The following is a 14,902-nucleotide window of genomic DNA, read 5'->3' as shown; positions in this document are numbered from 1 at the left end:
GGTGAACTGAGTTCACCGCAGCGCGAGACCGGTCCGTCGGAGGTGGGCGACCCGGGATGGCGGGTGGGAGCGGTGGCGGCCGCGGCCCGGGTTGGGAGACAGGGGACCCGGGTCGCGGCTGAAACCCTCGGAGTAGCCCGATACCCGAGGTACCGCGATCAGATCGACCGGCGTGACTTCGGTCCCGCAGGTCCGAGGCTGCCTGGGAGACGCCCCTCTCCCAGGCAGCCTTTTCTCGGTATCAGGACGCGGCAGCCTGGTGGAGAGCGGCGATCAGGTCGTCGCGGGCTCTCGCTACGCGGGACCGGATCGTGCCGATCGGCACGCCCTCGACGGTCGCGGCCTCCTGGTAGGAGAGGCCGACCAACTGGGTGAGGACGAACGCCGACCGCCGGTCCGCGGGCAACCGCGCCAGCAGGTCGGTGGCGCCCGACGTCGCCGAGGGGTCCGGCATCGGGGACCCGGTCGCCAGCCGAGCCCGCAGCATCTCGTCGAGCCGGCGCCTCCGGACGACCGTGCGCAGGTGGTCGGCGCAGGTCCGGCGCGCGATGCCGAGCAACCACGTCCGGACGCTGGCCCGCGCGGCGAACCCGGGCAGCGCGCGGAACGCCCTCAGATACGTTTCCTGGGTGAGGTCATCGGCCGCGTCCACGTCGACCAGCGAGGCGCAGAACCGCCAGACGTCCGGCTGGGTTGCCCGGACGAACGCGGCGGTGGCCAGCGTGTCGCCCCGTTGGGCCCGGAGCGCCCACTCGGTGACGTCGTCGTTACTGACGTCGTCGAAGGGCTGCACGCACCCAGCGTACGGCCGCGTGGAGCGGAACCTCCGACCCGCCGGGAACCATCGCCGCTCGTCGGACGACTATCCCGATATGCAGTGCGCTCAGATCAGGGTCGCCCTCTCCGCGCTCGTGGACGGCGAGGACCCCGGAACGGACCGGGCCGACGTCGACGCCCACCTCGCCGGCTGTGCCGAGTGCCGGGCGTGGCAGGCGACGGCCGCCGACGCCACCGCGGTGGCCAGGGAGGGCTGGCGGAGTGCGGCGGACGTGCCGGACCTCACCGCCCAGGTGCTGGCCGCCGTAGCCGCCGACCGGGGTGCTCCCCGCCCGGCCAGTGACCACCGCAGTCCGGAGAGGCGCCCGCTCGTGCACGCCGGCGTCCTGCGCTGGGCCCTGGGCCTGTCCGCGGTGGCCCAGCTGCTGCTCGCGCTCCCGGGGCTGATCGCCGACCCCGGCACCAGCGACGCGGCCCTGCACACCGGCCGCGAGATGGCGTCGTTCGACGTCGCAGTCGCGATCGGATTCCTTTTCGTCGCCGGGCGTCCGGCCTGGGCCAGGGCCCTGGTGCCGGTCGCGGTGGCGCTGGCTGGTTGTCTGTTGCTGACGAGTTCGATCGACGTCGTCGAGGGAGTCGCGCAAGTCGGGCACGAGCTGAACCACCTGCTGGCGGGTGTGCAGGCGGTTCTGGTCTGGCTGCTGGCGCGCGCGGATCGAACGCCATCGGCGCCGGAGACCGTACTAAGGATGCAGGGCCCCGGAGGCGGGCCCGACCGCACCGTGCCGGGTCAGGTGTGACCGAGTGAGCAGGACGAACGACAGGATGGGGAGAAGCGTGCCGAAGGTCCAGCGCCACCAGCCGCTGCACCGGGTGATCAGGCGGGTGCTCGTCGTCGGGCTGTTCGTCTTGGTTGCGGTCGGTTTCGGCGCCTCTCCGGCCCGGGCACACGCCTCGCTCGAAGGCACCGATCCGCCCCGGGGGTCGATCGCAGACACCGCGCCGACCGTCATCACGATGAACTTCAGTGAGCGGGTCGTGCCGGTCGACGGCCGGATCAAGGTGGTCGCTCCGGACGGGAAGAACGTCGCGCAGGGCGAGCCGACCACCGTGAACAACGGCACCCGGCTGCGCATCCCGGTGCAGAAAGATCTGGCCGACGGTACGTACCTGGTCAGCTATCGCGTCATCTCCGCCGACGGGCACCCGATCTCCGGTGGCTACACGTTCAGCGTGCGGGTACCCTCCGCGCTGGGCGCGAACGCCGCGGACCTCAGCGCGGGCGCCGAGTCGGCATCGGTCGACGGCGGTGTCCGCGCGGCGCAGTCGGTCAGCCGGTACGCCGCCTACGCGGGCCTCTCGCTGCTCGCCGGTCCGCTGGTGATCCTTCTCGGGCTCTGGCCGCGCCGCCTCGCCACGTTGGGCCCGCGACGCCTGGCCTGGGCCGGGTGGGGACTGCTCGTCGGCGGCACGCTCGGGACGCTGATCCTGCAACAGCCCTACGCGGGCGGCGGAACGCTCGCCGACGTCACGCTCAGCGGCATCGGCGGAACGCTCGACGAGACCGTGGGGCGTGCGCTGCTGACCCGGCTGGGCCTGCTGATCGCCGCGATCCCGGTGCTGATCCGCGTACTGCGCCCGGCGGCACCGGCGGACGGCGGTGACCCGCGCTGGGCCGGTCCGATCGACCGCGCGCTGGTGGCGGTGCTCGGCGTCGCGGTGCTGATCACGTTCCCGTACGCGGGGCACGCAGCGCAGTCTCCCGCGCCCCTGCTCTCGATTCCGGCGATCACGCTGCACGTCGGCGCGATGGCGGTGTGGCTCGGCGGGCTGGCCGTGCTGGCCCGGTACCTGCTGCCGCGGGCGCGGTACCGGGAGCTGGAGGTGATCCTGCCGGTCTGGTCGCGCTGGGCGTTCTGGGCAGTGGGTGCGCTGGTGTTCAGCGGCTTGATCGAGACGTTCCTGGAGATCGGCGGGTTCTCCGGGCTCGACCGCCTGGTCAACACGACCTACGGCCAGCTGGTGCTGACGAAGGTGATCTGGCTCGGCGCGATCATGGTGGTCGCCTCCAACGCGCGCGCGTGGATCCGACGTCGCTTCGGGGTGCCGGTCGCGTATGCGCTCGCCGCCGAGGAGCCGGGCAAGAAGCCCGGGTCTGGCAAGGCGGCTGAGTCGGGCAAGAAGCCCGGGTCTGGCAAGGCGGCTGAGTCGGGCAAGGCAGCCGCGAGTAAGGCGACCGCGGGCAAGGCGGAAGCGGGCAAGGCGTCGGCGGGGAAGCGTTCGCCGAAGAAGCAGCAGGCGAAGGCGGCGGGCGACGCCGACGACGCCGATGCCGCTGAGACGGCGGGCGACGAGGCGCCGGACGGCGGCCCGAAGGGGGCGAAGCGCGCCCCCGCCAAGAAGGCGCCGGCCAAGCCCGCCGAGGACGGCGGTGAGACGGCGCCGAAGAAGCGTGGGGGAGCGGCGACCGCCACCGCCTCGAAGGCGCCGCGGAAGGGGCGGGAGCCCGAGCCGGAGACCGCCGACTTCTCGGCCGCCGGTCGCGCCGCCGACGAGGTGCGCAGGCTCCGGACGCGAGTCGGCATCGAGGTGCTGCTCGGCGCGGTCGTGCTCGCGCTGGCCACCGCGCTCGTCCAGGTCGCGCCCGCTCGTAGCGCCGACGACGCCGCCGAAGCCGCCGCGAACCTGCCGTACACCGCCCAGGTGAACGTCGGCCCGAACGTGCTGCAGATCGACCTGAGCCCGGCCCGGATCGGCACCAACGAGCTGCACCTGACCGCGTTCGACAAGAACGGGTTGCCGGTCAAGGTGGAGGAGTGGGGCGGCTCCGCTGAACTGCCGAGCGGCAACGTCTCGACGGACGTCGTCGCGCTGCCGCTGACCGAGAACCACGCGGTGGGGCAGGTGGATCTACCGCTGGTCGGTGATTGGAAGTTCACGTTCACGCTGCGGACGTCCGACATCGACCAGTACAGCGTGACGCGCACGATCACGATCCGCTGAGCGCAGGTGGCGGGCCGGCCCAACGCCGCGCCCGCCACCTCCCGCCGTCTCACCGGGCGCGCTCAGGCATGCCGCGTGGCGGATTTCCCGGAAGGCCACCCCTCAGAAGGCCCGCAGAGGTGGCCTTCCCGAAAACCACCTCACGGGCGGCCCGCAGGGCGGACTTCCCGAAAATGCGCCCCGCGCGCCCCGCGGAGCCCCGGGGGTCAGATGCTGTCTAGGTCGTGCAGCGCCGCTCGGAGCAGCTCTGCCGTCTCCGGGTCGGTCGCCTCGCAACGGGCCAGCGCCTCCTGCACGCGCAGCCGCGCTCGGTCCAGCGCCGACGTCCGCTCGGTGGTCGCCACCTCGGTCGAGTGCACCCGCTGCTGGAGCAGTTCGGTCCGCTCCAGCAGCAGCCGGTTCTTCTCCCACAGGTCGATGAACACGCTGACCTTCGCCCGCAGCACCCACGGGTCGAACGGCTTCGCCAGGTAGTCGACCGCCCCGGTCGCGTACCCCCGGAACGCGTGGTGCGGCTTCCGGTCTATCGCGGTCAGGAACACGATCGGGATGTGCCGGGTCCGTTCCCGCCGCTTGATGTGTTCGGCGGTCTCGAAACCGTCCATTCCGGGCATCTGGACGTCGAGCAGGATCACTGCAAAGTCGTCGGTGAGCAGGCGCTTCAGGGCCTCCTCACCGGACGGTGCGGTCACCAGGTCGTGATCGAGCCCTTGCAGGATCGCTTCCAGGACGAGCAAGTTCTCCGGGCGGTCGTCGACGAGCAGCACCTTCGCCCGCTTGCGTTCAGTGCTCACGCGGCAGGTCCGGGCGCGCCCGCGTCGCGCGTGCACCATCCGGCCATCAGCCGGAGCAGCCGATCGAGATCGACCGGCTTCGTGATGTAGTCGCTCGCGCCCGCCGCGAGGCTCTTGTCCCGGTCGCCGGGCATCGCCTTCGCGGTGAGGAACAGGATCGGCAGCTCGCTGAAGCCGGGCATCTTCCGGATCGCCGCTGTCGTCTCGTTACCGTCCATGTCCGGCATCATGACGTCCATCAGGACGAGGTCCACCTCCGGGTGCGCCTGGAGCGTCGCGATGCCGGCCGCGCCGTTGTCGGCGTAGAGCACGGTGAGGCCGTGCAACTCCAGCGCCGACGTCAGCGCGAAGACGTTCCGTACGTCGTCGTCGACGATCAGGACGGTTCGTCCGGCGAGCACCGAAGTGTCGACGGTCGGGCCGGTCTTGCCGCGCATCGGCCGGGCCTGCTCCACCTGACGCGGTGCGGGCGTCGAGGGACGGGTGATCTCTTCCGGGGGTGTCGGCCGGGCAGCGCTCGCGCCCTGACTGATGATCGCGGCGCCGATCTCCTCGGCGTCGACGATGCTGCTGGGCCGCGCGCTGGTGGGGCCGGACAGTGAGGCGCGCAGCGGACCGGAGTACGTCGAGCCGGAGAAGATCTGGTTCTCGTCCTCGTGGAGCCGCTCCAGGCCACTGCCGGGGTCGGCGACCTCGCCGGGGTACCGCTCCGGCAGGTACAGCGTGAACGTGCTGCCCCGCCCGACGTCGCTCTGCACGGTGATCGACCCACCGAGCACCCGCGCGATCTCCCGCGAGATCGACAGACCCAGCCCGGTACCGCCGTACTTCCGGCTCGTCGAGCCGTCGGCCTGCTGGAACGGGTCGAAGATCAGCTTGAGCTTGTCGGCGGCGACGCCGATGCCGGTGTCGCTGACCGCGAACGCCACCACCCGGTCCGCCGCGTTCAGCGTCGGGCTGGCGAACAGCATGTCCTCCGGGCCGACGTGGATGGAGAGCGTGACCGTTCCGGCGTCGGTGAACTTCACGGCGTTCGACAGCAGGTTCTTGAGGATCTGCTGCAGCCGCTGCTCGTCGGTGAACAGGTAGTCCGGGACGCCCGGCCCGCGATCCACTGCGAACCGCAGGCCCTTCAGCTCCGACTGGGCGCGGAACGTCTGCTCCACGTACCCGCAGACGTCGTCCAGGGCCACCCGGCCAGCGTGCACGTCCATCTTTCCGGCCTCGACCTTGGACAGGTCCAGGATGTCGTTGATCAGCGTCAGCAGGTCCCAGCCGGCGTCGTGGATCGTCCGGGCGAACTCGATCTGCCGTCCGGTCAGGTTCGACTCGGTGTTCTCCGCGAGTAGCCGGGCGAGCACGAGCAGCGAGTTGAGCGGCGTCCGCAGCTCGTGGCTCATGTTCGCCATGAACTCGGTCTTGTACTGCGACGACAGCGCGAGTTGTTCAGCTTTTTCTTCAAGACCCAGCCGGGCCATCTCGATCTCGCGGTTCTTGATCTCGATGTTCCGGTTCTGCTCGGACAGCAGCGCGGCTTTCTCCTGCAGCTCGGCGTTGGTGCGCTGGAGCTCCATCGACTGCGCCTGGAGCTCCTGGGTGAGCCGCTGCGACTGGGCCAGCAGCTCCTCGGTGCGGGCGTTCGCGATGATCGTGTTCAACACGACGCCGAGCGTGTCGACCAGCTGCTGCAGGAAGCTCATGTGCAGGTCGGAGAAGCTCTTGAAGCTGGCCAGCTCGATCACACCGAGCACCCGCTCCTCGAACAGCACCGGGACGATCACCAGGTCGGCAGGGGGCGCTTCGCCGAGACCGGAGCCGATCGTCAGGTACCCCGCCGGTGTCTCCGAGACGCGGATCGAGCGCCGCTCCACCGCCGCCTGGCCGACCAGGCCCTCACCCAGCGAGAGCACCGACTCGCCCCGCTTCGGCGCGTACCCGTAGGACGACGCCAGCCGCAGCCGCAGCCCTTCGCGGGTGGCCTCCAGCAGGAAGAACGCACCTTGCTGGGCGTCGACCACCGGGGTGATCTCGCTCATGATCATCTGGCAGACCTGACGCAGGTCGCGCTGCCCCTGGAGCTGAGCACCGATCCGCGCGAGGTTGGACTTGAGCCAGTCCTGCTCGGCGTTCTTGGTGGTCGTGTCCTTGAGGTTGCCGATCATCTGGTTGATGTTGTCTTTGAGCTCGGCGAGCTCACCCTGCGTCTCGACGGCGATCGCCTGGGACAGGTCGCCGCGGGTCACCGCGGTTGCGACCTCGGCAATCGCGCGGACCTGCGTGGTGAGGTTGCCGGCCAGGATGTTCACGCTCTGGGTGAGGTCACGCCAGGTGCCGGAGACGTCGCGGACCTCGGCCTGACCGCCGAGCTTGCCTTCGGTGCCCACTTCGCGGGCGACTCGCGTCACCTCGTTGGCGAACGACGAGAGCTGGTCGACCATCGTGTTGACGGTGTTCTTGAGTTCGAGGATCTCGCCCTGGGCGTCGACCGTGATCTTCTGCCCGAGGTCACCCTTGGCGACCGCGGTGGTGACCTGGGCGATGTTGCGGACCTGGCTGGTCAGGTTGCCGGCCATCGAGTTGACGTTGTCGGTCAGCTCTCGCCAGGTACCGGAGACGCCACGCACCGTGGCCTGGCCACCCAGCCGTCCTTCGGAACCCACCTCGCGGGCGACTCGCGTGACCTCGTCGGCGAAGGACGAGAGCTGGTCGACCATCGTGTTGACGGTGTTCTTGAGCTCGAGGATCTCGCCCTGGGCGTCGACCGTGATCTTCTGGGTCAGGTCACCCTTCGCGACCGCGGTCGTGACCTGGGCGATGTTCCGCACCTGGCTGGTGAGGTTCCCGGCCAGTTGGTTCACGTTGTTCGTGAGCTCCTGCCAGGTGCCCGAGACGCCGCGCACCTGCGCCTGACCACCGAGCTTGCCGTCCGTCCCCACCTCGCGGGCCACCCGCGTGACCTCGTCGGCGAAGGACGAGAGCTGGTCGACCATCGTGTTGACGGTGTTCTTGAGCTCCAGGATCTCGCCGCGGGCATCGACGGTGATCTTCTGGGTGAGGTCACCGCGGGCGACGGCGGTGGTGACCTGGGCGATGTTCCGCACCTGACCGGTGAGGTTCCCGGCCAGCGAGTTCACGTTGTCGGTCAGTTCCTGCCAGGTGCCGGAGACGCCACGGACCTTGGCCTGGCCGCCCAGTTTCCCTTCGGTGCCCACTTCGCGGGCGACTCGGGTGACCTCGTCGGCGAAGGAGGAGAGCTGGTCGACCATCGTGTTGACGGTGTTCTTGAGTTCGAGGATCTCGCCGCGGGCGTCCACGGTGATCTTCTGGGTCAGGTCGCCCTTGGCCACCGCGGTGGTGACCTGGGCGATGTTCCGCACCTGCCCGGTCAGGTTCCCGGCCAGCTGGTTGACGTTCTCGGTCAGTTCTTTCCAGGTGCCGGAGACACCTCGGACGTGCGCCTGGCCGCCGAGCTTTCCTTCGGTGCCCACTTCGCGGGCGACTCGCGTCACCTCGTCGGCGAACGCGGAGAGCTGGTCGACCATCGTGTTGACTGTGCTCTTCACTTCGAGGATCTCGCCGCGGGCGTCCACGGTGATCTTCTGGGTCAGGTCACCGCGGGCGACGGCGGTGGTGACCTGGGCGATGTTCCGCACCTGACCGGTGAGGTTCCCGGCCATCGAGTTGACGTTGTCGGTCAGCTCGCGCCACACCCCGGAGACGCCGCGGACCTGGGCTTGGCCGCCGAGCTTTCCTTCGGTGCCCACTTCGCGGGCGACTCGCGTCACCTCGTCGGCGAAGGAGGAGAGCTGGTCCACCATCCGGTTCACGGTGGTGCCGATGCGGAGGAACTCACCCTTGAGCGGCTGACCGGCGATCTCCAGCGCCATCTGCTGGGTCAGGTCACCGCGGGCCACGGCGTCGATGACGCGGGCCACCTCGGTGGTGGGGCGGGCCAGGTCGTCGATGAGCGAGTTGATCGCCTGCGCGCCGGTAGCCCAGTCGCCGCTGCCGATCGACTCGTCGACGCGCTCGGTCATCCGGCCGTCACGCCCGATCACCCGGCTGACCCGTTCGAACTCGCGATTGCGCTGTTCCATGCGCCCCGCGAGCTCGTTGAACAGCTCCGCGAGCTCCGCGTCCTCACCGTCTCGCCGAGCCAGCCGGGCGCTGAAGTCACCGCGGCGCAGGGAGTCCAGCGCCGTGGTCAGCTCGCCGAGGATCAGGGGGCGCTCAGCGAGCATCGTCCCGCCCTGGGACGTTGCCGGTGCCGCCTCGTCGACGGGCGCTGACCCAGTGCCTGAGGGACGGCGCGGCGGCCTGCCCCGTTCGGCTGTCGTCATCGTGTGCCTCATCTCGCCGGGTGTCCGTGACCCCGAATGCTCCGGTGTCGCGCGCACCCCCCCATCTTTGCGTATCACGCACCGTGGAGCGTCGGATCCGATCGGTACCCCCGATCGGACCCCACACGCGGTCCGTGTGCTCAACAGTGTCGGACAGCAACCGGAATCGTGCGGGACTCTGCAGCGGTTGGCCCCTGGACGCTAGGGTCTGTCCGGGACTTCCCGAACGCGTCCGGCCTGTACCGGGCGAACGGTCGGTCCTCCCTCGAGTTCGGCGCCGGCCGAGCTGTCCCGGGCGGGGGTGCAGGCGACGGCTGGGGCAGTGGACGGGCGGCGCAGGACGAGCGGCGCGAGGTGAGCCAGCGGATGGGTCATCAGATGAGTTCTTCGGGACCGGCGGGTTCCGCAGCGGTGACACGGCGTGCACCGCTGCCGGGCGACGCCCGCTCGCCCGCACTCGCCCGCGCCCTGGCCCGCGACGTGGTGGAGGAGTGCGGACTCGGCTCCATCGCCGACGAGGTCGCGTTGCTGACCACCGAACTCTCGACGAACGCCGTGGTCCACGCCGGTACCGCCATGCAGATCGAGGTCGTCGGCGACCCGGCCAGCATCACGGTCCGGGTCACCGACGGCAGCCGTGCCGTGCTGGGCCCCTCGCTCCCGCCGCCGATGCTGGCCGAGGGCGGCCGGGGCCTGCACCTGGTCGACTCGCTGGCGTCCGAGTGGGGCGTCGCGTACGGACGGCAGGGCAAATCGGTCTGGTTCCGCCTCGACGTCGACGACCCGGTGGTGACGCTCGCCGGGTCGGTCCCGACCCCGCAGGCGGACGTCCCGGTCGAACCGGTCGAGTCGGCCGAACCCCGCTGGGGGCTGCGCCGCGAGCCGGGCGTCGGCCTGGGGCGAAAGATCCGCGGACGCCGGGGCGCGACGGTACCGGCGGGCGGCGTCTCCGCCGGTGGGCTCACGATCCGGCCGTCGTCCGCGCCGGTGCCCACGGGGCCGGCGGCGGCCGAGTCGTCCCCGATCCCGGCGCCGAAGCAGCTGCGCCGCCCGGTCGCCGGTCGCACCGCGGCGGTGGTTCCCGCCGCTGAGGCGGCAGGCTGGCTGACGTACCTCACCGATCGGGTGGTGCACGAGCTCGAAGCCACCGAGCTGGCCCAGGAGATCCTCTACCGGGTCTGCGAGGTCACCGGTGCGGCGTTCGGCGTCCTCTGGGTGGACGAGGGCTCGGGCGTCCGGGCACTGGCCTCCGTCGGGATCACCGACGACCCGATCGACCCGCCGGTGCGGCTCTGGCCGGACGATCCGCCGCGGCCACGCAACGCCGACCTGCTGCCGCCGACCGGGGCACTGGCCACCGCCGGTGCCGGGGTCGCGCTCTCGGTGGCGCTCCCGTCGAGCCCGCCGATCCGCGGCCGGCTCGAACTGGGTCTCCCGGCCGGCAGCCTGTTCCGGTCGGCCGACGCGGTCTTCGCGCTGCTGGCCGCCGAACGTCTCGCGGTGAGCCTGGACGCCGCCCGGCTCCGCGACACCGAGCAGACCCGCCGCGGCGACCTGGCGTTCCTCGCCGACGCCAGCGAGCTGCTCGCCTCCTCGCTCGACGTCGACCTGACGCTTGCGCTGGTCGCGCAGCTCTGCGTGCCGCGGCTGGGCGAGTGGTGCGTGATCCACACGCTCGACGACGCCGGCGATCCGGAGCTGGTCGTCGCCGTCCACAACGACGAGCGCGGCGTCCCCGAACTGGAGGACGCGTTCCTCGCGCCGGAGGGCGCCGTACTCCGGGAGCGGATCCGGGCCGCCACGGTCACCCACGCGGCGACGCCGCTGACCGGTGGGCTGTCGGGATTGGTGCTTCCGCTCACCGCACGGCGCGAGGTCGTCGGCACGATGTCGATCGGTGATCCGCCCGGACGTCGGCACACGTCCGAGGAGGTCGCGATCGCGGTCGACCTGGCTCGGCGGGCGGCGCTGTCGGTCGACAACGCGCGGCTCTACTCCGAGCGTGACTCGGTGGCCGAGGCGCTGCAGAGCGCGCTGCTCCCGGCCTCGCTGCCGGTCGCTGAGGGCCTGGAGTTCGCGGCGCAGTACCGGCCGACCGGGGAGAGCAACGAGGTCGGTGGCGACTTCTACGACGTCCTGCCGCTCGGCGACGACCGGTGGCTGCTGGCGATCGGCGACGTCTGCGGCAAGGGACCGCAGGCCGCGTCGGTGACCGGCATGGTGCGCGACGTACTGCGCACGCTGGCGCGGGAGGGGCGCGACCTGCCGTACGCGCTGGCCGCGCTGAACCGGGCGCTCGTGGAGGAAGCCGATCTGGTGCGGGAGGGTGGCGGGCCGGCCACCGGGCAGACGGTGTTCTGCACGGTCGCGGCCGCGCTGGCCGAGCGGCGGGAGGGCGGGCTGCGGCTGCGGCTCTGCCTCGCCGGGCATCCGCTGCCGTTCCTGGTGCGCGCGGGCGGTGGCGCCGAGCCGGTCGGGATCGGTGGGATGGCGGCCGGGTTGACCGACCACATCGAAGTCGAAGAGGTCACGGTCGATCTCGGGCGCGGTGACGCGCTGGTGTTCTACACCGACGGGGTGACCGAGCGGCGCCGTGGTGACCTGCAGTTCGGCGAGGAGGGTGTGGCGGAGGTGCTGGCCGGCGTCGGCGGCCTCTCCGCCGCCGACATCGCCGCCCGCCTGCGGACCGCCGCCACCGATTTCGGCGACGGCCCGCTCCGAGACGACCTCGCAATACTGGCGCTCCGCGCGGCGCCCTAGTCTCCCGCTGACCAGACTGCGGTGAGCTGGCGTTGGGTGATGGTCTGGGGCTCGATGCTGACCGAGATCACGGCGACGTCGTCGTAACCGGGCGGGTCGAACTCGTTCATCAGATTCCGCACCCACCGCACCAGCGACTTCGCGTTGTTGTGCGGACGATCCGCGAGCGCCGCCGCCAGCCGTCCCTCGCCGAAGCGCTGTCCGTAGCGGCGCGCGTCGGTGATGCCGTCGGTGTAGAACAGCAACCCGTCACCGGGCCCGAGCAGCGTCTCCAGCGTCGGGTACCGGCTGTCCGGCAGCCAGCCGAGCATCGGACCGGACTCGGTGAGCCGCTCGATGCTGCCGTCGGCCCGGCACACCACGGCAGGCGGGTGCCCGCCGTTCGCGAGCCGCACCTGCGCTGAACCGCTCTCGGTCTGCTCGATCACGCAGAACACCGCGGTGCAGTACCGCGGCACCTCCTGCCCGGCCTGGTCGGCGACGATCGTCTCGTTCAGCGCGGCCATCACCATCGACGGGTCCGACGTCTGGATCGCCGCGCCGCGCAGCGCGTACCGGGCGAGCGACGTGAGCGCCGCGGCCTGCACGCCCTTGCCGGAGACGTCGCCGATCGAGATCGCCCACCGCCGTCCGCCCAGCGGGAAGACGTCGTAGAAGTCGCCGCCGACCTCCTGCAGCGGTGCCGCGTGGTAGAACGCCGAGAGTTCCATCCCGGGCACTTGCGGCATCCGCGGCGGCAGCAGCGTCTGCTGCAGCGTGCGGGCGACCTCCTCGACCTGACCCTTGGAGCGTTGCACCTCTTCCCGCCGACGCCGTTCCAGCCGCACCTCGCGGATCGCGGACAGCCGGAGCTCCAGCTCGTCCACGACGATCGACGCGAGGTCCTGGAGCGTCGTCAACTCCTCCGCGGTGGTTTGCCGCGGCACCCGGTCGATGACGTTCACCGTGCCGAGGTGGTAGCCGTCGCTGGTCGTGATCGGCGCAGCGGCGTAGTAGCGCAGGCCGAACTCGCCACGGACCAATGGGTTGTTCAATGCGACGGGGTCGAGGGTCGCGTCCTCGATCGCGGTGGGGGCATCGATGAGAATTGCAGAAGCACAGAGTCCCGGGTCACGGCCTATCTGGGTCACCTCGACGCCATGGGTGGCCTTGAACCAGATCCGGTCTTCGTCCACGATCGTCACCGTGGCGACGGGAACCTCGAAGATGCGTGCGGCGAGTGCCGCAATGCGGTCGAACGCCCCGTCGGGGGGCGTATCGAGGATGTCGTACCGGCGGACCGCCCGCAGTCGCTCAGCCTCGTTGGGCGGGATCAGGCCGTTCACCTGCGAACGGGCCGGCGCGCCGGCGGAGGCTGCGCTCTCGGCGTCGGTCATTTCGCCCTCCTCGAGGGGTATCCGTTGACACGTGCTGAAGGGGTGGAGATGAACTTGTCCGTCGTGGTGAGCAGTGCCGGGGAGTCCGGGAACGTCGGGGTGCTCCGGCTCTCCGGAGAACTCGACATTGCCACGTCCGGCACCCTGCGCCAATCCCTCGATGCGTTGCGTAACGAGGGTCGCGAGAACCTCGTCCTCGACCTGAGCGGCGTCACGTTCTGTGACTCGACCGGCCTCGGAACGGTCGCGACGCACGCCCGGTGGGTCATGGGTGTCGGTGGTGCTCTCGTCGTGTGTGGCCTGCGCCCGGACGTCGAGGCGGTGTTCGCGATCTCCGGCCTCTCCACTGTCCTCCCGACCGCAAACTCGCTCGACCACGCCGTCGAGCTCGCCGCGGCCGGTACGTCTCCTAACTAACCGTCGCCCACCGAACACCTGCTCCGTCAGGGGCGGGACAGCGCCAGCGCCGTAGTCCTATCAAACTGGTAGGGCTTATGTGCTTTACTGGATCCATGGGAACGAAGTGCTCGACGGGACTGCCGAGGCGCCTGCCGTCCGGCGGGGTGCCGCGATGTCGCGGGTCGGTTGCCTGATCCCCCGACCGCCCGAGATCGCCACGACCCGGAGAGCACGATGACGATCAACGACACCCTGCCAGCCCCAACCCTGCCCGGCCTCCGCCTCGGGTCCCTGCTGCAACGACTGGTCGCCGACGTCGACTGGGCCTCCCGCGTCCGGTACGACGTCGACCGGCGCTGGTACGGCCGCCTCGACGTCGACGCGGAGGTCGACGCGTCCCTGGACGGCGTCGCGGTGGAGGCGTGGCTGCTGAGCTGGTGGCCCGGCCAGCGAACCGGCCTGCACGACCACGGTGGCTCCGCCGGCGCATTCGCCGTCGTCCGCGGACAGCTCCGTGAAGACACCGTCCGGACGCCGTCGAGCGCGCCGCCGCAGCTGCGCAGCCGGACGCTCCGGGCGTCCGAGCAGCGGGTCTTCGGCCCGCACCACCTGCACGAGGTGGTCAACGACGGCGCCGAGCCGGCGGTGAGCATCCACGTCTACGCACCGCGGCTGACCCGCATGACTCGCTACCGCTGGACCGAGCACGGCCCGGAGGTCACGGCCGTCGAGAAGGCCGGCACCGACTGGTAGGTCGATCCACGCCCCCAGCCTCTCCGGCCGTGTCCGTCAACATTCAGCGGACGCGGCTGGCCAGGTTGGGGGCTAGCACGGTTGTGGACGCCGAGGGGGAGCAGTGATGGACCCGTCCGGTGTGTGCCCGCTGCCGCCCGCGCCGCCACCCTCCGGCCTGGCGGACGTCGCGGCGCGGCGCCTGCTGGCCGAGGACGAGGTACTGGCGTCCTGGTTGGACCTGTTGATCGTGGACGGACTGGTGCCCGGATTCCCCGCGGTCGGCACTCCTTTCTAGCGGCATCTCGAGGCCCCCGACGCGTCGTCGTTCCTCCGGCCACCGCCCGGTGAGCCGTTCGTCGGTGCTGGTCGAGCCCAACGGTCTAGTTCGAACGGTACGGCCGGTCAAGGTGGATTCCGCCGCTCTCGGAGGGTTCGTTTCCCCAGCTAGACTCCGGCGACCAGCATCGCTGGACGATCGGAACCGCCCATCTCGGGGGAGACGGCGGGTTCTTTCTTAGGGCTAGCACGGTGGAGCCGTCCCTTCGGGGCCTGGCAGCGTGAGGGCCTCTCGGCAGCCGCGGCTCAGCGGCCGCGGTCGGTGAGCGGTACCTGGGGGGCACCGCAGGGGGACGGAGGGTCAACGCTTCATGGCGGCGAGGGTGTTCGCGCCGCGCCGACGGCCCGGCTGTCGGTGGACCCGCACCGGGTCGACCGACGG

At 71.0% G+C, this 14,902-nt stretch carries 10 protein-coding genes; 6 read left to right on the top strand and 4 right to left on the bottom strand.

Annotated elements, in window-relative coordinates:
* Positions 1-241 precede the first annotated feature (241 nt).
* Positions 242-793: a sigma-70 family RNA polymerase sigma factor gene (locus ABEB28_RS11315; protein ID WP_345727983.1), complete on the bottom strand. Its 552-nt coding sequence runs from the start codon at positions 791-793 to the stop codon at positions 242-244.
* A gap of 79 nt (positions 794-872) precedes the next feature.
* Here ABEB28_RS11315 and ABEB28_RS11310 point away from each other — a divergent pair, with 79 nt between their 5' ends.
* Positions 873-1,577, top strand: a complete 705-nt coding sequence (locus ABEB28_RS11310; protein WP_345727982.1) for a zf-HC2 domain-containing protein — start codon at positions 873-875, stop codon at positions 1,575-1,577.
* Positions 1,578-1,614: 37 nt separating this feature from the next.
* A complete protein-coding gene (locus ABEB28_RS11305; protein ID WP_345727981.1) occupies positions 1,615-3,780 on the top strand; it encodes a copper resistance CopC/CopD family protein in 2,166 nt (721 codons plus the stop codon).
* Between the two features lie 206 nt (positions 3,781-3,986).
* On the opposite strand, the gene ABEB28_RS11300 is transcribed toward ABEB28_RS11305, so the two are convergent.
* Positions 3,987-4,613: a response regulator gene (locus tag ABEB28_RS11300; protein ID WP_376981398.1), complete on the bottom strand. Its 627-nt coding sequence runs from the start codon at positions 4,611-4,613 to the stop codon at positions 3,987-3,989.
* Positions 4,571-8,815: a HAMP domain-containing protein gene (locus ABEB28_RS11295; RefSeq protein WP_345727979.1), complete on the bottom strand. Its 4,245-nt coding sequence runs from the start codon at positions 8,813-8,815 to the stop codon at positions 4,571-4,573. The genes ABEB28_RS11300 and ABEB28_RS11295 overlap by 43 nt, the downstream gene beginning before the upstream one ends.
* Before the next feature lie 510 nt (positions 8,816-9,325).
* On the opposite strand from ABEB28_RS11295, the gene ABEB28_RS11290 reads away from it, so the two are divergent.
* Positions 9,326-11,674 (top strand): SpoIIE family protein phosphatase, encoded by a 2,349-nt coding sequence (locus ABEB28_RS11290; RefSeq protein ID WP_345727978.1) that lies wholly within the window; start codon positions 9,326-9,328, stop codon positions 11,672-11,674.
* Here ABEB28_RS11290 and ABEB28_RS11285 read toward each other — a convergent pair.
* Positions 11,671-13,050, bottom strand: coding sequence for a PP2C family protein-serine/threonine phosphatase (locus ABEB28_RS11285; RefSeq protein ID WP_345727977.1), 1,380 nt, complete (start codon positions 13,048-13,050; stop codon positions 11,671-11,673). The genes ABEB28_RS11290 and ABEB28_RS11285 overlap by 4 nt on opposite strands.
* 48 nt (positions 13,051-13,098) lie before the next feature.
* Here ABEB28_RS11285 and ABEB28_RS11280 point away from each other — a divergent pair, with 48 nt between their 5' ends.
* The 3 genes from ABEB28_RS11280 to ABEB28_RS11270 all read left to right on the top strand — a co-directional run bounded on the left by ABEB28_RS11280 (position 13,099) and on the right by ABEB28_RS11270 (position 14,479).
* Positions 13,099-13,467, top strand: a complete 369-nt coding sequence (locus ABEB28_RS11280) for an STAS domain-containing protein (protein ID WP_345727976.1) — start codon at positions 13,099-13,101, stop codon at positions 13,465-13,467.
* Positions 13,468-13,683: 216 nt separating this feature from the next.
* The gene (locus ABEB28_RS11275) at positions 13,684-14,202 is read left to right on the top strand and encodes a cysteine dioxygenase (RefSeq protein WP_345727975.1); all 519 of its coding nucleotides are present in this window, start codon (positions 13,684-13,686) and stop codon (positions 14,200-14,202) included.
* 106 nt (positions 14,203-14,308) lie between these two features.
* Complete coding sequence (locus ABEB28_RS11270; RefSeq protein ID WP_345727974.1) at positions 14,309-14,479, top strand: hypothetical protein; 171 nt, start codon at positions 14,309-14,311, stop codon at positions 14,477-14,479.
* The last annotated feature ends 423 nt before the right edge of the window (positions 14,480-14,902 follow it).

Source organism: Cryptosporangium minutisporangium, assembly GCF_039536245.1.
Classification (GTDB): Bacteria; Actinomycetota; Actinomycetes; order Mycobacteriales; family Cryptosporangiaceae; genus Cryptosporangium; species Cryptosporangium minutisporangium.
The sequence above is the reverse complement of the archived record's forward strand: the minus strand, read 5'-3'. Positions and strand labels throughout refer to the sequence as shown.